Source organism: Bacillus cereus, assembly GCF_015071065.1.
GTDB classification, from domain to species: domain Bacteria; phylum Bacillota; class Bacilli; order Bacillales; family Bacillaceae_G; genus Bacillus_A; species Bacillus_A cereus_BA.
In genome coordinates, this window is sequence record NZ_VOVA01000001.1 from 731,532 (window position 1) to 747,200 (window position 15,669).

The following is a 15,669-nucleotide window of genomic DNA, read 5'->3' on the forward strand; positions in this document are numbered from 1 at the left end:
TTACTATGTGTATGTGGGCATGAGGTTGTTTGTGTCTGTACGATATCATTCCAACATGTTTTTAAGCATGATATTTGTCGCACAAAGCTTCGTTACGTATACTTAAACAAAAGATAGGAGGGTAAAATGTGAAACATTTTATTACCTTCTTGTACCAGAGTAGCTTGTAAGAGATGAACTCCTTGTACGCTCTTGCAAGCTGCTTGTACTACAAGGAGGGATTACAAATATGGAATTTGAAAGAACACGTGCTTATACAAGACACCAGCGTCAGCGTACAATGCGCCGAAAGATGAACATTGCAAAACACGCATGGGGATATACTCCTGAAATTGTCGGTATTTTTGCAAAAGGGAAAGTTCACTGTTCTTGCGGAATGTGTACAACAAAGTGGAGAACAGAAGGACCACCTGCTAGTGTACAGAAGTGGTTATACAAAATTGATACATGCGAAGAATAATTGTTCTTTCTAAAAAAGGTCTTCTCTCGAAGACCTTTTTCCCTATTTAAAGACTTATTTACTCCAAATCTTTCCCCCAGTGTGGGCATCAATATAACGAATTTCTCGACTACACTCGAAGGGTTCTTTATGATTTGCATCCGTCGTTTGTTTATACAGTAATTGATATGCCGTTTCCTCTGCATCATTATCTATATACCATTCTAATTTAACTCGGATGGCCTCTTTGTATATTTCTAACGCTTTTTCTTTTGTCACTTTTGGTGTTGTTTCATATGCAAGTAATTCTTTTATAATGTTGCTAGATTCTCCTGAATAGTGCATCACAGCACCATTTTCTGTATTGATGTTGATCATAAATTGCATATACTCTACTGGAATACCATTCACATATACGGAAAAGAAAAATCTTTCAACTCCATCTTTTTCCTCATCACGTTCATCCCAAAGACGAAGATATTGTGTAATATCCGGAATAACTCTTTCTAAAAATTGAAGTGCTTTCTGTAAGCATTCCTCTCTTGATAGTATTTGTTTTGCTTCTTTAGCTTCGGTCAGTTTTATAAAACCAATTAACTCATTGGTTGCTTTATTAATAGTAATGCCAACTAAATTATTATACTTTAACATCGGCAAATGTTTTTTAAAAAATTCATTCATTAAGTATGGATTTTTCTCTTCTTTTTCTTTTTGAAATTCCTCTTTCGGTACAAATTTCATCCTTATTTCAAATTCATTTTCCGTCTCATCTACTTTTGTAAAACTTTCTTTATCCCAATCAAACAAAGCAAATATATCATCTTGTTGACTACCTTTTGTCGGTTTGGTAACCCCTACTGTTGGAGGTAATTTATAGTGATCTGGTCCAAACAAATCCTTACCTGTACTCGCATGAATAGACGCATGGACAGGTTCAGGCTCATACAAAAGATGATATCCTTTTACTTCTCCTCCATTTTCATATACACATGATGAGAATGTTAAATTAGCAAACACTAACCTCATATCTTGTCTAGCTTTCAGATTTTCTAAAACGATGTTCCCCTCAACAATTTCAATTGGCCATAACGGCTTTTCTTGTATACTTTCTCGTCCGTTATAACGGAAATTCCCAACATTACCCGAAGGATGAACTCGCACAACACATCCTGTATCCGGCAATGGATATCCATTCACTTCCTGCATATAATTTATTTCTTTCCAACCACGCCAGTCATCCTTAATTGACACATATGTATAAAATTCTAATCCTTCTTCCACATATTTTTTTATAAATACATTTGCAATCTCTCTTGCCTTATTCTCCTCTATCACTTCTTCATCACTCGAAAAATAAGTTTCATCATCTATTCTTAATTCAAACAGCTTACCAGTATGTCTATTTAATGAAATTTGTATCTGTTTCTCCTCATCCTCTTTATGTCCCCACCATAATAAATGATGAGGATCATCCACCCCTTCTTGATCATCTACAACAAGCCTATATTCATCTGGAATTTCAATAATATGAGCCACTTGCTCTTTTCTTTCTTTATCTTTTGGATTCATCATACCCTCCCACTTATCACAATTTAAGGTAATTATAACAAACAAAACCAAAAGTCATTAGCAAAAAGACAAAAAGCTGAAACAATTAGTTCATACGAATTTCACATGAATCTATTACTATAAGAATTGTACATAGTGAAATTACTAACAATGACGTTTATTCATATATAATTTCATTTGAAAGGGGTTGAAAAGATGAAAACTAAATATCGTTTTATAATCTCATCATTTGCTGCTTGTGCCTACATGATTTGGTGTTTAGTATAATAACAACTTCACTTGTAAATAAGAAAAGGTGTGTATAGAAATGGAATATAACCAATCAACAGTTAACTACTGGAAAGCTTTTGTATTACCTTATACATTTGCTTTAGAAGAGTTAAAAACTAAATTTGAAATTATGAACCGGGAAGCTCAATTTTTAGAAGACTACAACCCGTTTGAACATATAAAAACAAGACTTAAACAACCCGAAAGTATCATTAGGAAGCTTGAGCGTAAAAACTTATCACCAACAGTTGAAAATGCTCAAACACAATTACAAGATATTATTGGCATCCGTATTACATGCTGCTTTGTAGAAGATATTTATCATTTAAAAGGGGTTATTGAAAATCGTGGAGACATGGAAATTGTAGAAGTAAAAGATTATATTGCTAATCCAAAAGGAAATGGCTATAAAAGTTTGCATATGATTATTAAATATCCATTGTCACTAAATTCTGGTACGAAAGATGTATTTGCAGAAATTCAATTACGTACACTTGCGATGGACTTTTGGGCAAGTTTAGAACATAAGCTTTACTACAAATATGAAGGAAACATACCTGATTATTTGAAGGATGAATTACACGATGCTGCTATGAAAGCTGAAGACCTCGATAATAAGATGGCAACAATCCGTCAAGATATCGATGACATTGAAGCATGTTCAAATCAAATTTTATTACCACTTTAAAAAGGTTCTCTCCTATGAGAACCTTTTTTTATTTCTGCTCTATCGTACGAACCTCTTCAATCTTCCACCCTTCTTCTTCTTTTCCAAGTGCGTACTGCATTTTCTTCTGAAGAGTAACCCCTCCATCTACTTCTTTTTCCGACGTTTCAACAATAACAAGCCCACCTTTAAGAGCTTTCATATTCATATGTTCTAATTCTATTTTCTTATTTCCCTTTTGAAATGCCGCTTCCTTTTGTGTTTTTAAGTCTTCAGCACTAGGCATCTTCTTTGAAAATAACTCCATATGTTCAGCAAGATTTTTTTCATTCGTCGTCCGTACAAATGCCTCAATAACATCTTGAATGGATTTCTCTTCTTCTTTCGTTATATGTACCTTTTCCTCAGTTTTTTCAGCAGATTTTTGTTCTATATTATTCTCTTGAGATTGACATCCAACTAGCAATAATACAAATACTAGAAGGAATCTTAATTTCCCTAAAAAAACCCTCATCTTTCCATCTCCTAAAAAGAAAAGTGAGGCATTTCGCCTCACTTTCATTTATAATTAGCGTCTTCCTTTATTCGGGTCGCCGCCGCCAACGATGTCAAAGACACGTTTAGCTATATTTGTATTCTCTTGAACGCCAGAGAATAAGTATTTACCTGGTCCGAATGCATATACGTTCACATCTTCACCTGTATGTCCACCCGTTGTCCAGCCTGTAACCGAGCGCTTATTGAAGATATCTTCAATTGCATTATCAATCTTTGTTACATCTTTTGATGGAGCTATATCATTTACAGCTTTAATTTCTTCTGGTGTTAATTGTAGATCAATATACTTTTTCAATGTTTCTTCTACATTTGCACCTTTTGCAATCTCATTTGCCATAAAGTCTGGTGTACGTTTCGCAGCTTTAATTGGCTCTACTTTAAAGTTATACTCACCATTCGCACCTAAAGATAAGCCGCCAGTAGAGTGGTCCGCAGTTGCAACGACTAATGTATTTTTATCTTTTTTCGCAAACTCAATTGCTGCTTTAAATGCTTTTTCGAAGTCTTCCATTTCACTCATTGCACCGACAATATCATTATCATGTCCAGCCCAATCAATTTGACTACCTTCGACCATTAAGAAGAAACCATCTTTATTTTTGTTCAAGCGCTCAATCGCTGCATTTGTCATCTCTTCTAATGACGGTGTTTTATCATTACGGTCAATCATTTTATCTAAACCACCTGGTGCAAATAAACCAAGAACTTGATCACTTTTATCATTTAATAATTGATTACGATCTGTTACATAACTATAACCGGACTTCTTAAACTCTTCTGTAAGATTGCGGTCTTTTCTAACAAAGTTATTGACGCCACCGCCAAGCATAACATCTATTTTATGCTTACCTTTAATTTTCTCATCAAAGTAATCATTTGCAATTGCATCCATATTTTTACGACTAATATCATGTGCACCGAAAGCGGCTGGCGTTGCATGCGTAATTTCAGAAGTCGCAACGAGTCCCGTTGACTTCCCTCTTTCTTTCGCTTGCTCCAATACTGTTTTTACTTCAGCTTTATCATTATCAACTGCAATTGCTGCGTTATATGTTTTTATACCTGCTGACATCGCAGTAGCTGCCGATGCAGAGTCTGTAATATTTTCATGTTCATCTTCCGGATATGTTTTTTGTGTTCCTACAAGATGCTTATCAAATTCTGTAGATTCCATCTCAAATGTTTTTGGATTATCTTTCATATAGCGATGAGCTGTCATATATGAAGGTCCCATACCATCCCCAATTAATACAATGACATTTTTAATCTTTGCATTACTTCCGTTTTCATCCGCATTAACCTCACTAGAACGCGTAAAATTCCATGTCGCTACCGAAGTAACTGCTAACGACGCCACAACTGCAAATGGCCATGCTTTTTTTACAAACTTTTTCACTGTCTTGTCCCCCTAATTAGGTTATTCATTTCCCTCTATTCAATTTAATAGAAGACTATTAAGATAAAAGTAGTTATATGTAAATTTTTTGTTAACTTATGTAAATATCAGTTATAATTTGTATAACTTTGTCCTTTCATATCAAGCATAATGCCCTTTACAAACTAAATATAAACAAATTGGATTTCTTTTAACGTAAATCTATTACTTTACATTTTGTAACATTCCGTTCTCTACTTTTTTTCTAATTTGAATAGAAATGTGGTGAATCTTTATGGAAACAGTAAAACTAGACAAATCTACCATTCCAGATTTACTCTCTCTTTGCGAATCTATCGGATGGTTACAACATGAAGCCTTTATGAAAGAACAATTCCATATGTATCTTTCAACTGGTACAATTTTTGGCTATATACATGAAAATAAACTTATTGCAGCTGGAGGGGTATTTCCATTTGATCGTGGATTTTCTTCTATCGGTATGTTAATCGTACATCCTGATTTTCAAAGACAAGGAATTGGCCGTATTTTGCTAAACAACAGTTTAACTCTAGCTCATTCATCGCTTCCTATTCTGCTCATTGCAACAAAAGCTGGTGAACCTTTATATGAATCTTATGGATTTCAATCAATAACAACAATTCATCGTTTCGAAAAACAAGCGACTTACAGAAATACAAATTCTGTTCCCATAAAACAAATTCAGCAAACAGATCTTCAATATCTAATTTCTCTTGATCAAACTGCGACTGGTGCACATCGTTCTAAGATTTATTCATCGCTACTATCGAGAGCAATTTACTCATTTAAAATAGAACGGGATAATCAAATAGATGCTTTTGCTTTATGCATACAAAAAGGAGATGTACTATGTATCACTCCGCTTATTTCAAAAAAAGAAAAAGACGCTATTCAATTATTAGAAATAATTTGTAATTCGTGGAATGGGACGATACGCATTGATGTTCCGCATTCACAATTCATTTTTCGCCAATTTCTTCAAACAGCAAATTTCCAGGAAACGCTCCTTTCACCTCTTATGATAAAGAATGGTAATCAACTTCCTGGAAATCGTAATATGCTATTTGCTATGATAGATGCAGCGTTATGTTAGAAAGGGGACACCTAATTGAAGCGATTTAGCTATTTTATGGTAGGTTGTCTTACTCTTACACTATTAGTAGGATGTAGTGCAGCAGAGAAGCCAGTAGAACAAGTAAAACAAGTTAAAAATACAATTACAGCGAAACTAGCTACCGAGGAAAAAATGGTAGCGATAGATGGTCAAACGATTTACTTTAAAAAGATTGGGGATGAAAAACCACCTTTACTTATGATCCATGGATTTGGGGGATCATCCGATGGTTTTCAAAAGATTTACTCAGATTTAGCAAAAGATCATACGATTATTTCTGTTGATGCTTTAGGATTCGGACGTTCCTCTAAGCCGATGGATTTTTATTATTCTTTCCCAACTCATGCAAATTTGTATTATAAGTTAATGAAAAAACTAGGGTATAACTCATTCGCAATACTGGGACATTCGATGGGCGGAGAAATTTCTCTTAATTTAACATATTTATACCCTGAAGCGGTTACCCACCTTATTTTAACTGATGCTACAGGCGGCCCTCATACGTTCGTTAATAAACAAGGTTCACCAAAACCAAAGTTGTCGACCGATTTAAGTGCCATTTCTTCTATTGCAGATTATGATGAGAGCAAAGTTAAATTCAAGCGTAATGATGAAGAGCATTATAATAAAATGAAATTATGGCCTAGACGTCTTCAAATCAATGCAAATGAAATCAAACAACCAACTTTAATTATATGGGGAAGAAATGATAGTAGCGTTTCTTGGAAAGAAGGAGAAACTTATCATCAATTCTTAAAAAATAGTACTTTCCATATTATCGAAAAAGGCTACCACGCACCATTTCGTCAAGAACCACAAGAATTCGTAGGGTATGTAAAAGATTTCTTTGAAAAAAATCCTATAAGTGCTGAAAAATAAACGGGTATCTCATTTTTGAGATACCCGTTTTCATATATTAAGCAGCTTGCTTTTGGCGTTTTTGAGTTTTGGATCCTAGTACTTTTGGAATAACGAAGCCATCAATTCCAAATTTTCCAGCATTCACACCCGAAACAAGAACGAACATGGATAAGATAACCATTTCAGGGTTTACACCAATTGACCCACTAAACATATAGGAAAAGTTCATTACAAGACCGAAAAAGACCGCTGTTTTTGTTAAACAGCCCACAATTAAACCAATTCCGACTAAAATTTCTCCCCACGTCACAAGTGTATTAAATAAATCAACGTTGGGAATTGCAAAATCTTGTAAGAATGATGCCCACCAAGATTGAACAGCTGGTTGTGCTCCTTTAGATTTTTCAATTGCACCTTGTAAATAACCAGTTGCATCGAATCCTTTTCCTTGTAGTTTACCGATTCCAGCCATTACCCATGTGTAACCAAGATACACTCGAATTATCGCTAATACAAAAGAAACTGCTTTGTTTTCTCTTAAAAATTGAATAATCATATCTTCCTCCTATAGTTGTAATTAATTCAGTTACAGGTAATATAATAACATTAGTTACTTATTTTTCAAACGTTAATTATGAATAATTTATGACATACCTATCAAACATTAAAAACTAACGTTTATATAGTAACTTTTATTACCTGTAAAAACTTGAACATATCATACCACAGGTGATAATCATTTTCATTGAAGAAAATGTAAAAAAAATGTGAGTTAAATGTGAAACGCATTTATTCGAATATGGAATAAATGCGTTTCATACTATTTATAGAATTGAAATGTATGTGTCTCCTCATCGGTTAATTTCACTTCTTGAAAAGCTTCTTCTAACTTTTTTTCGTGGTTAATAAGCCCATAAAATAAGCGTATTATAAACATAAGTGCTGCATTCCCATCTACATAATCTATCGATTTAGCATACGATTTTGCATCATTATGTAAAATAAATTCTACTAGTTTCAACTCCCCAAACTTACACCAACCATTTAAAATATGTGTAATATGCAATTTTGCATATTACTTAATTTCCGCCACGCCAAAGTACCCTCTCAGCTCATTTAAGTCGTACACATCTTCTCCTAAATCTTCCATTACAAATTCCCCCTCCTATAAGTCCATTTCATACATACCCGTTTCTTTCAAAAAATCAACTCTAGTTAAAGCGACTTTCTGTAAATATTGCCTATACGCTGTAATTGTTCCATCATGTGAAACGATACAAATTTTTTCTGCTTTTAACTGATAGCACCAGTGCAGAAATTCATCTACTATTTGCTGAAATGCCTTCTCCGAGATGATATTGACTCCCTCATTCCATAACAATTCATTTGTACTTTCTTCTAATGAAAAATGCGGAAATAGATTTTCAATTATCTTTCGACCTAACAATCGATCGCACGGCAATGTTTTGGCGGATTCCCGATAAGGGAAAATACGCGGGGATATATATGGATGAACAATTTTTTGACAAGCAACTTCTACACTCCATATTGCCGCAGTTTGTAAAGTTCGAAGTGTAGGACTAGCGATTAATATATCATTTCCTTGTAAGGGCATATTATGTTGAAGCAATTGAGCCTGCTCCTTTCCCACACTGGTCAATGGCGGATTCACAGCTTGCAAACTTAATGGTAAATCTTTCGTATGCTCACCTTCACCATGCCGAACAAAGACAAGTTTCATTCTCCTCTTCCTCTCACTATGAAATAGTCTCATAATTTCTTCCCTATTGTTTTCTTTATTCCTGCTATTTTAAAAGAAAATGTAGAGTTACAAGTTTTACTTATGTTATTCATTACGTATGGACTATTTCACTTATACTATCGAAGAAAACTAAGCGCTTAATTTTTATCTCATGATTATCCTCCTAAATGGTTATAGTAACTAGGACGCAATGAAAAAAGGAGAGATATAAAAATGAGTAACTCAAATGACTTTTTAGACACATTACATGAAAAACAAGCAAAAGATGAACAAAATAGAAAGCGCCAAGGGAACGGGAACCCTGCGAAAAAAAAGCCTAATAAAACACATAAATAACATTGAAAAACCTGCCTAAAAATTATATTTTAGGCAGGTTTTTTACTCGTCTTTAACCGAAACGACATCTTCCCAATTCCATTTCTCATAATACCACTCTGGCACATCTATATTTTCAATCCACTTCTTTTCATATTTCCCATCGCTATGAGCAAGCCATACATCAGCGTTCTTACGATTCGAACGGATCCATATTAATTGGGTGCTCTTCTTCATAAAAATAGGATTATAATCGCCTTCCTTATTAGATGGCTTTGTAATTTGATGTTGTTCATCGCTTATACTATTTACTTCATATAAAGATGGTAGTGGTCTTTTTTCTACAGGGACGGATAAATCTGCTTCCTTTACCCTTGAAACGATAATTACATTATCGTTCTTCCATGTGAAATCCCAATCAACATAGCCTTTTGGAGTAAATGTATTTTGCTGGAGGGCCGGCAATTCTTTTATTTTTAAATGTTTATTCTCTAATGCAACTCTCCCGCTTCCTTCAATATAGGCTAATATATTCTTTGATGGCGCCCATTTGAACCATTGTGTGTTTAATAACATTTGATCTACTGTTTCAAAACGACTGCCATCTGCTCGAACTAAGCAAAGCGTATTACTATCAGCCGACCAGGAAGCTGTCGGTACCGCTAAAAATGAGATCCACTTTTGATCTGGTGACCACTTAAATCCACTTGCAACTAACGCTAGAAAATCATCATGTTCATTTGGTAATGCATACAAATGTTTCATTTGATGCGGGTTCATGTGGGCATTCTTTTGCACCTCATATAGCTGGGCTCCTGTCCATCCGGTCGGAAGTAAATATGCCTCAGAAGATACAAGAAACTTCTTTCCATCAGGGTACCATGCATAATCCCCTACACCAGCCGATACATTTTCAAAATCTGCATTCTTTTTTTGGACGTCAAACGTATTTAATGTACGCGCATATACAAATGCAATTACATTCTCAGCCGGTGACCATTGATAGTTCGATACTTCAGATTGCAACGGCCTAACTTTCTTTCCATCTTTCAGCTGGTACAACTCAAGGTTGTTTTGCTTCGTTCCTTTTGCATATGCAATCCATTCTCCATCATGGGACCATTTTGGCCCCGTTATGTACTCACCTTGTGTTATTCGTTTTTCTTTCCCATCAACTTTAATCCAAAGGTCATGATGACGAATAAAAGCAACTTTTACTCCATGATGTTCCGCACTAGTACTAGAAATTGAAGATAAAAAAATGAACAAAACCACACTACTGCTCACGATAAATCCTTTCATACGCCCCCTCCATTTCCCTTATAGCATTCCTCATATTCTGCTTACTATATGCAATTTTCATCCCGCATTAACAGGCAATAAGACTCCCACCTAACCGCTTTACTTTAAAGCCGATTTTTGGATAGGATAAAATTATTGTTGACAACTTTTCAATAATAGTTTTATAATACAAAACATAGTTTAGTTGAACGAATTATATATCGGCTTTGAAGGAATACTAGTAGCGACTTATATCCCTGTCTCAGAGAACTGATGGTTGGTGCGAATCAGTACATATACAAGCGTGAATTACAATTCTGGAGCTTCTTTCCCGTAATGCTTTTTATGCATGAAGAGAAAGACGGATCTTTCCGTTATCTTAAAGTGAGTGGTAAACAATTTTTCTGTTTACAAATAGGGTGGTACCGCGATTTTTATCGTCCCTATCGGATTTTCCGATAGGGGCTTTTTTGCGCCTTTCCCTTTAAAATAAATTCATATATTATGCGTTGAAAGAATCGCAGTAGTATCTTATATCCCTGTTTCAGAGAGCTGATGGTCGGTGGAAATTAGCACATATATAAGTACGAATTACAATTCTGGAGCTTCTTTTTCGTAGTGCTTTTATGCATGAAGGAAAAGACGGAGTTTTCCGTTATCATTAGTTGAGATGTAAGTATATTTCCACTTACAAATAGGGTGGTACCGCGATTTTTTCGCCCCTATCGGATCTTCCGATAGGGGCTTTTTCTATTTCTCACACAAACAAATGTTAAATAGTTCCGAATATTGTGATAAGATTTTATAAGCGCTTACAATTATGAAAGGAGGTGGTACAAGCTATACGAAACCGGTATTCATTTTTATAGAGAAAAAGGAGGATGTCTAAATGACAAAGAAAACAGAAATTCCATCACATTTAAAACCATTCGTATCTACACAGCATTATGATCAATACACGCCGGTGAATCACGCTGTTTGGCGTTACATTATGAGACAAAACCATAGCTTTTTAAAAGATGTTGCTCATCCATCCTATGTTAACGGACTACAATCATCTGGTATTAATATAGATGCAATTCCCAAAGTAGAAGAAATGAATGACTGCTTAGCACCAAGCGGCTGGGGAGCTGTAACGATTGACGGACTTATTCCCGGCGTAGCATTCTTCGATTTTCAGGGGCACGGATTACTACCAATCGCAACAGATATTCGTAAAGTAGAAAATATCGAGTATACACCGGCTCCTGATATCGTTCATGAAGCAGCAGGACACGCACCGATTTTACTTGATTCTACATATGCAAAATATGTGAAGCGCTTTGGACAAATTGGAGCGAAAGCTTTCTCAACAAAAGAAGAACATGAGGCTTTTGAAGCTGTTCGTACATTAACAATTGTAAAAGAAAGCCCGACTTCTACACCTGAAGAAGTTGCAGCTGCTGAAAATGCTGTAATCGAAAAACAAAACTTAGTTTCTGGTTTATCAGAAGCAGAACAAATTTCACGTCTTTTCTGGTGGACAGTGGAATACGGATTGATTGGAAATATAGAAGATCCAAAAATCTACGGTGCTGGTCTCCTTTCTTCTGTTGGTGAAAGCAAGCATTGCTTAACAGATGCTGTAGAAAAAGTTCCATTCTCAATTGAAGCTTGTACAGGGACAACTTATGACGTGACAAAAATGCAGCCACAGCTATTTGTTTGTGAATCATTTGAAGAGTTGACTGAGGCACTTGAGAAGTTCTCTGAAACGATGGCATTCAAAACAGGTGGCACAGAAGGATTAGAAAAAGCAATTCGCTCCGAAAATCATGCTACAACTGAGCTAAGTAGCGGATTACAAATTACCGGTACATTTACAGAGACAATTAAAAATGATACTGGTGAAGTCATTTACATGAGAACAAATACACCAACTGCATTAGCAATTAATCATAAACAACTAGCAAATCATTCTACATCTGTGCACAGCGATGGATTCGGGACACCAATCGGATTACTAGATGGAGATATTGCATTAGAAAATTGTACAGAAGAACAATTACAATCATTAGGCATTATAATTGGCAATCTCGCCGAGCTTTCCTTCACAAGTGGAGTCCATGTAAAAGGAACAGTAACAGACATTGTAAAGAACGATAAAAAAATCGCCCTTATCTCATTTGCAGATTGCACAGTTACTCATAAAGATTGTTTATTATTCGACCCTTCATGGGGAGCTTTCGATATGGCTGTTGGTTCAACAATTACTTCTGTATTCCCAGGAGCGGCAGATGCAGCAGCATTTTTCCCAATGGATGAAGAAGTACAAGAAACTCCTGCTCCACTTACACTGACTGATCTTGAACGAATGTATCAAACAGTTCGCGACATTCGTAATGAAGGTACATTACAAGACGCTCATGTCGATCAACTAATAGCCATTCAAGACGTATTAAATAAATTCTATCCGAAAGAATGGTTACTTCGACTGGAAATTTTAGAATTACTTTTACAACATAACAAAGGACATGAAACATCAGCAGCATTATTAAAGCAACTTTCTACTTTCACAACTGACGAAGCTGTAACACGCCTTATTACTAACGGGCTTGCATTACTTCCAATAAAGGATGTGAAAAATGATGCTACGATTAACTGACGAAGAAGTTCAAGAGGAATTATTGAATGTAGATAAATGGATGGTAAAAGATGAAAAATGGATTGAAAGAAAATATATGTTTTCCGACTACTTAAAAGGAGTCGAATTTGTCTCTGAAGCCGCCAAACTATCAGAAGATCATAATCACCACCCATTTATCCTTATCCAGTATAAAGCAGTCATTATTACTTTGTCATCTTGGAATGCAAAAGGTTTAACGAGACTAGATTTTGAACTTGCGAAGCAATTTGATGAACTATTTTTACAAAACGAAAAAGCAATTATAAGAAAGTAAAAAAGAGAAGCCTTTTTTAGGCTTCTCCTTTTATTTTGAAATGGATACAATGTCCAAACGGATCCTTGGCCTGTAATATTCCATCTTTATACGTAGCAATCTTGCCAATATTTTTTAAGCTTTCACATACTTGCTCTTTTTGTTTTTCATCTGCTAGTACAATTGTGAAATACTTCAAGCCAACGGAATTCGGCATTTGCGGTGGTATCCCTTCACCTTGCCATGTATTTAAACCGATATGGTGATGATAACCACCTGCGGATACGAACAACGCTCCATTACGAGCGGGGATGGTTACTTCAAAACCAAGACCATCAACATAGAAACGTTTCGCTTCTTCCAAATCAGCTACATGGAAATGAATATGTCCCATCACAGTACCAGCTGGAAAGCCATTCCATGCACTTCCTTGCTGCAATAATTCTTCACCGGCTAACGGGTTACTAACAAATGGTAGCTCTCCATTCTCATCACGCCAAACTTCTTTTTGGCGATCATGATAAATTTCAATCCCGTTTCCATCTGGATCAGCTAAATAAAGGGCTTCACTAAAGTAATGGTCGGCTCCGCCGTGCAGTGGATATACCATCTCTACAAGATGACGAAGAATGTTTGCTAAGTCCTGTCTGTTTGGTAATAAAATTGCGTAATGATATAACCCTGTTCTCCCTCTTTGCTTTGGTAAAGCTTCTTTCTTTTCTTCAATGATAAGGAGTGGTTCTTCATTTTCATTCCCAAATGTAACGACTGTCTCCTCTTCTTTTAGCACTTTCATACTTAATACTTCTGTATAAAACTCTAGTGATTTCTTTATATTTGATACGTATAAATGAACAACACCAAGTGTTGTTTCGGGATGAAGTTGAAAGCTCATCTTGTTATACCCCCATTTAAATTAGTTCTTCTTTGACATTTTCTCTTTTAAGAAATTATCTACAAAACCATCAGCTTTCGCAACAAATAAGTACGCACCCATTGCTAACAATGCAAGTTCTAATTCGAAGCCAGGATTTTTTCCATCTCCTAATAAACCAGCTGACCATTTCACTTTTACAATTGCTCCAACCATAACAAGTGCAAATAATAATCCAATATATCTTACACCTAAACCTAGAATTAACAATAGACCACCAACTAATTCCACTGTTGCTACACCGTATGCAAGTCCTCCTGGTAAACCAATGCTTGTAAACCACCCTGCAATATTGTCAATTCCCGATTGGAATTTTGTTAAACCGTGCATAAAGAACGTTACTCCTAACACGATACGAATAATTAAGTTACCGATATGTTGATTCATTTCTTTCTCTCCTTTATAGTTTTCTTATACAAAACTTTTATTTACATTACAAAACATACACTAATTTTTTTTATTCGTCAATTCATTTTTCATGAGAAAAAATATATTTTTTTTGCTATGATACAAATAGTTGTTTACAAAAAAGGAGCTTGATTTTATGAATATCGGTTCTGCGATTCGTGAAATTCGTCAACGTAGAGGAATTACGATTGCCCAAATTTGTGAGGGAACAGGTCTTTCTAAAGGTTTTATGAGTCAGGTTGAAAACAATAAAACATCACCATCTATCTCAACTTTAGAAATGATCGCTAATTTTTTAAATGTTCCCCTTCCATATTTATTGTTAGAACAAAAAGATCGTTTGAAAATTGTTAAAAAAGAAGAACGCAGATACAGTGTGTATGGAAAAGACGAACAAAGAATTGAACATGTTGCGGAGCAAGGTGGTCTTCGCCTATCTTTAGTAGAAATTCCTGCCGGATTTCCGAAAGAAAATTCACCAAATGCTCATGAAGGTGAAGAGTGTCATCTTGTATTACGCGGAAAACTAGAAGTTCAACATGGTGAAGATATTGCGATTGTAGAAGAAGGTGATTCTTTCTCCTGGAATGCATGCGTTCCTCATATTGTACGCAATATAGGTGAGGAATCTGCGCTATTACTTATCTCTAGTCATGCGGAAAATCGAAAACGTGTTTATTAAATGATAAAAAAGAAGCCTGTTTCGTAACAGGCTTCTTTTTTATTCTCTTATAATTCCATAACTTGTCCCAACTAGTACGGTCTTTTCATGTTGATTGCGATAAACTGACTCAATTGAAACTTTTTTATATCCTTCCATTTGCTCAATATTTGTTAATGTTAATTCACAAGTAATCGTATCACCTGTAAAAACTGGTCTAATAAACTCACTTACTAATTCCCTCGCTATGTAATGTAACTCTTCTCCTACTTTCGTACCAATGCTAGCAGTCAATAGACCATGAACCATTAATCGTCCATTCTCATCATATTCCATATGATGTCTACCTTTATCGCCTGTAATATTTGCAAATTTAAAAACTTCTTCCTCGGTAAACCTTCTTTCGTATTTAAATACATCCCCAACTTTTACATTCATTTTTATCCCCCGTTTAATAAACTGAATTTTCTTTTATTTTATCACAAAATAAGTCTC

General features: G+C 35.3%; 17 protein-coding genes, 2 pseudogenes and 2 other annotated features. Of the genes and pseudogenes, 9 read left to right on the top strand and 10 right to left on the bottom strand.

Going from position 1 to position 15,669, the window contains the following annotated elements:
- Positions 1-229: 229 nt before the first annotated feature.
- Positions 230-460 carry a hypothetical protein gene (locus tag FT637_RS03860; protein WP_193645184.1) on the top strand — a complete coding sequence of 77 codons (231 nt, stop codon included), beginning with the start codon at positions 230-232 and terminating at the stop codon, positions 458-460.
- A 54-nt stretch (positions 461-514) separates the two neighbouring features.
- Here the strand turns inward: FT637_RS03860 and FT637_RS03865 are convergent, their stop codons facing one another.
- The gene (locus tag FT637_RS03865; RefSeq protein ID WP_193645185.1) at positions 515-2,011 is read right to left on the bottom strand and encodes a YcdB/YcdC domain-containing protein; all 1,497 of its coding nucleotides are present in this window, start codon (positions 2,009-2,011) and stop codon (positions 515-517) included.
- A gap of 304 nt (positions 2,012-2,315) precedes the next feature.
- Between FT637_RS03865 and FT637_RS03870 the strand changes: the two genes are divergently transcribed.
- Complete coding sequence (locus FT637_RS03870) at positions 2,316-2,966, top strand: GTP pyrophosphokinase family protein (RefSeq protein ID WP_113734195.1); 651 nt, start codon at positions 2,316-2,318, stop codon at positions 2,964-2,966.
- 28 nt (positions 2,967-2,994) lie between these two features.
- Here FT637_RS03870 and FT637_RS03875 read toward each other — a convergent pair whose 3' ends face one another.
- Both FT637_RS03875 and FT637_RS03880 read right to left on the bottom strand, forming a co-directional pair.
- Complete coding sequence (locus FT637_RS03875) at positions 2,995-3,459, bottom strand: hypothetical protein (RefSeq protein WP_193645186.1); 465 nt, start codon at positions 3,457-3,459, stop codon at positions 2,995-2,997.
- Positions 3,460-3,513: 54 nt separating this feature from the next.
- Positions 3,514-4,899, bottom strand: coding sequence for an alkaline phosphatase (locus FT637_RS03880; protein WP_193645187.1), 1,386 nt, complete (start codon positions 4,897-4,899; stop codon positions 3,514-3,516).
- A gap of 274 nt (positions 4,900-5,173) precedes the next feature.
- Between FT637_RS03880 and FT637_RS03885 the strand changes: the two genes are divergently transcribed.
- Together FT637_RS03885 and FT637_RS03890 are read left to right on the top strand one after the other, a co-directional pair.
- Positions 5,174-6,013: a GNAT family N-acetyltransferase gene (locus FT637_RS03885; protein WP_193645188.1), complete on the top strand. Its 840-nt coding sequence runs from the start codon at positions 5,174-5,176 to the stop codon at positions 6,011-6,013.
- A gap of 15 nt (positions 6,014-6,028) precedes the next feature.
- Entirely contained in the window at positions 6,029-6,913 is an 885-nt protein-coding gene (locus tag FT637_RS03890) for an alpha/beta fold hydrolase (protein ID WP_193645189.1), read from the top strand.
- Positions 6,914-6,950: 37 nt separating this feature from the next.
- Here FT637_RS03890 and FT637_RS03895 read toward each other — a convergent pair whose 3' ends face one another.
- The 3 genes and pseudogenes from FT637_RS03895 to FT637_RS03905 all read right to left on the bottom strand — a co-directional run bounded on the left by FT637_RS03895 (position 6,951) and on the right by FT637_RS03905 (position 8,636).
- A complete protein-coding gene (locus FT637_RS03895) occupies positions 6,951-7,451 on the bottom strand; it encodes a DoxX family protein (protein ID WP_193645190.1) in 501 nt (166 codons plus the stop codon).
- A gap of 264 nt (positions 7,452-7,715) precedes the next feature.
- Positions 7,716-8,060, bottom strand: a pseudogene (locus FT637_RS03900) (delta-aminolevulinic acid dehydratase); the annotation flags it as partial.
- Complete coding sequence (locus tag FT637_RS03905) at positions 8,061-8,636, bottom strand: histidine phosphatase family protein (RefSeq protein WP_193645192.1); 576 nt, start codon at positions 8,634-8,636, stop codon at positions 8,061-8,063.
- Positions 8,637-8,693: 57 nt separating this feature from the next.
- On the opposite strand from FT637_RS03905, the pseudogene FT637_RS03910 reads away from it, so the two are divergent.
- Positions 8,694-8,798 (top strand): annotated as a pseudogene (locus tag FT637_RS03910) (phosphoglycerate mutase); the annotation flags it as partial.
- A 72-nt stretch (positions 8,799-8,870) separates the two neighbouring features.
- Positions 8,871-8,993, top strand: a complete 123-nt coding sequence (locus FT637_RS03915; protein WP_000071861.1) for a DUF4023 domain-containing protein — start codon at positions 8,871-8,873, stop codon at positions 8,991-8,993.
- Positions 8,994-9,035: 42 nt separating this feature from the next.
- Here the strand turns inward: FT637_RS03915 and FT637_RS03920 are convergent, their stop codons facing one another.
- A complete protein-coding gene (locus FT637_RS03920; RefSeq protein WP_193645193.1) occupies positions 9,036-10,274 on the bottom strand; it encodes a TolB family protein in 1,239 nt (412 codons plus the stop codon).
- A 197-nt stretch (positions 10,275-10,471) separates the two neighbouring features.
- Positions 10,472-10,701: a binding site (T-box leader), on the top strand.
- A gap of 52 nt (positions 10,702-10,753) precedes the next feature.
- Positions 10,754-10,980, top strand: a binding site (T-box leader).
- A gap of 162 nt (positions 10,981-11,142) precedes the next feature.
- On the opposite strand from FT637_RS03920, the gene FT637_RS03925 reads away from it, so the two are divergent.
- Both FT637_RS03925 and FT637_RS03930 read left to right on the top strand, forming a co-directional pair.
- Complete coding sequence (locus tag FT637_RS03925) at positions 11,143-12,897, top strand: aromatic amino acid hydroxylase (RefSeq protein ID WP_193645194.1); 1,755 nt, start codon at positions 11,143-11,145, stop codon at positions 12,895-12,897.
- A complete protein-coding gene (locus tag FT637_RS03930) occupies positions 12,878-13,192 on the top strand; it encodes a 4a-hydroxytetrahydrobiopterin dehydratase (protein WP_193645195.1) in 315 nt (104 codons plus the stop codon). The genes FT637_RS03925 and FT637_RS03930 overlap by 20 nt, the downstream gene beginning before the upstream one ends.
- Before the next feature lie 16 nt (positions 13,193-13,208).
- On the opposite strand, the gene FT637_RS03935 is transcribed toward FT637_RS03930, so the two are convergent.
- Both FT637_RS03935 and FT637_RS03940 read right to left on the bottom strand, forming a co-directional pair.
- Entirely contained in the window at positions 13,209-14,066 is an 858-nt protein-coding gene (locus tag FT637_RS03935) for a VOC family protein (protein ID WP_193645196.1), read from the bottom strand.
- A 21-nt stretch (positions 14,067-14,087) separates the two neighbouring features.
- On the bottom strand, positions 14,088-14,492 hold the full coding sequence (locus FT637_RS03940) for a DoxX family protein (RefSeq protein ID WP_001071557.1): 405 nt from the start codon (positions 14,490-14,492) through the stop codon (positions 14,088-14,090).
- Positions 14,493-14,649: 157 nt separating this feature from the next.
- Here FT637_RS03940 and FT637_RS03945 point away from each other — a divergent pair, with 157 nt between their 5' ends.
- The gene (locus FT637_RS03945; RefSeq protein WP_193645197.1) at positions 14,650-15,195 is read left to right on the top strand and encodes a helix-turn-helix domain-containing protein; all 546 of its coding nucleotides are present in this window, start codon (positions 14,650-14,652) and stop codon (positions 15,193-15,195) included.
- Between the two features lie 39 nt (positions 15,196-15,234).
- Here the strand turns inward: FT637_RS03945 and FT637_RS03950 are convergent, their stop codons facing one another.
- Entirely contained in the window at positions 15,235-15,612 is a 378-nt protein-coding gene (locus FT637_RS03950; protein ID WP_193645198.1) for a MaoC/PaaZ C-terminal domain-containing protein, read from the bottom strand.
- Positions 15,613-15,669 lie beyond the last annotated feature (57 nt).

What these genes read in the sequence shown, in the direction of transcription:
- FT637_RS03920 (WP_193645193.1), bottom strand. Translation starts at nt 10,274, where the DNA reads ATGAAAGGATTTATCGTGAGCAGTAGTGTGGTTTTGTTCATTTTTTTA.
- FT637_RS03885 (WP_193645188.1), top strand. Translation starts at nt 5,174, where the DNA reads ATGGAAACAGTAAAACTAGACAAATCTACCATTCCAGATTTACTCTCT.
- FT637_RS03950 (WP_193645198.1), bottom strand. Translation starts at nt 15,612, where the DNA reads ATGAATGTAAAAGTTGGGGATGTATTTAAATACGAAAGAAGGTTTACC.
- FT637_RS03865 (WP_193645185.1), bottom strand. Translation starts at nt 2,011, where the DNA reads ATGATGAATCCAAAAGATAAAGAAAGAAAAGAGCAAGTGGCTCATATT.
- FT637_RS03930 (WP_193645195.1), top strand. Translation starts at nt 12,878, where the DNA reads ATGATGCTACGATTAACTGACGAAGAAGTTCAAGAGGAATTATTGAAT.
- FT637_RS03945 (WP_193645197.1), top strand. Translation starts at nt 14,650, where the DNA reads ATGAATATCGGTTCTGCGATTCGTGAAATTCGTCAACGTAGAGGAATT.
- FT637_RS03940 (WP_001071557.1), bottom strand. Translation starts at nt 14,492, where the DNA reads ATGAATCAACATATCGGTAACTTAATTATTCGTATCGTGTTAGGAGTA.
- FT637_RS03870 (WP_113734195.1), top strand. Translation starts at nt 2,316, where the DNA reads ATGGAATATAACCAATCAACAGTTAACTACTGGAAAGCTTTTGTATTA.
- FT637_RS03925 (WP_193645194.1), top strand. Translation starts at nt 11,143, where the DNA reads ATGACAAAGAAAACAGAAATTCCATCACATTTAAAACCATTCGTATCT.
- FT637_RS03875 (WP_193645186.1), bottom strand. Translation starts at nt 3,459, where the DNA reads ATGAGGGTTTTTTTAGGGAAATTAAGATTCCTTCTAGTATTTGTATTA.
- FT637_RS03935 (WP_193645196.1), bottom strand. Translation starts at nt 14,066, where the DNA reads ATGAGCTTTCAACTTCATCCCGAAACAACACTTGGTGTTGTTCATTTA.
- FT637_RS03905 (WP_193645192.1), bottom strand. Translation starts at nt 8,636, where the DNA reads ATGAAACTTGTCTTTGTTCGGCATGGTGAAGGTGAGCATACGAAAGAT.
- FT637_RS03915 (WP_000071861.1), top strand. Translation starts at nt 8,871, where the DNA reads ATGAGTAACTCAAATGACTTTTTAGACACATTACATGAAAAACAAGCA.
- FT637_RS03895 (WP_193645190.1), bottom strand. Translation starts at nt 7,451, where the DNA reads ATGATTATTCAATTTTTAAGAGAAAACAAAGCAGTTTCTTTTGTATTA.
- FT637_RS03860 (WP_193645184.1), top strand. Translation starts at nt 230, where the DNA reads ATGGAATTTGAAAGAACACGTGCTTATACAAGACACCAGCGTCAGCGT.